This is a genomic window from Candidatus Phyllobacterium onerii, assembly GCF_028331445.1.
Taxonomy (GTDB): domain Bacteria; phylum Pseudomonadota; class Alphaproteobacteria; order Rhizobiales; family Rhizobiaceae; genus Phyllobacterium; species Phyllobacterium onerii.
In genome coordinates, this window is sequence record NZ_JAQMHX010000052.1 from 1 (window position 1) to 430 (window position 430).

Genomic DNA, 430 nt, shown 5'->3' on the forward strand with positions numbered 1-430 from the left:
CAAGCTGCTCGGCATCATATACTTGAAGGATATCGTCAAGGGCGGCATTCGCGAACGTTTCGCTGAACTACGCCGCATGGGCATCCGCACAGTGATGATCACCGGCGACAATCCACTAACCGCTGCCGCCATTGCAGCAGAAGCCGGCGTTGACGATTTCCTCGCCCAGGCAACGCCTGAAAACAAGCTCACGCTGATCCGCGACGAGCAGTCGAAGGGCAAGCTCGTCGCCATGTGCGGCGACGGTACCAATGATGCGCCGGCACTTGCCCAGGCAGACGTAGGCGTTGCTATGAACACCGGTACTGTCGCAGCCCGTGAGGCCGGCAACATGGTCGATCTGGACAGCGATCCTACCAAGCTGATCGAGATCGTCGGTATCGGCAAGCAGTTGCTGATGACGCGCGGTGCGTTGACGACCTTCTCGATT

General features: G+C 59.1%; 1 protein-coding gene. It reads left to right on the top strand.

The genetic code is table 11. The features are described from left to right. Positions 1-430, top strand: a 430-nt coding sequence (locus tag PHA01_RS29160; RefSeq protein WP_271899730.1) for an HAD-IC family P-type ATPase, incomplete at both ends; no start/stop codon positions are given.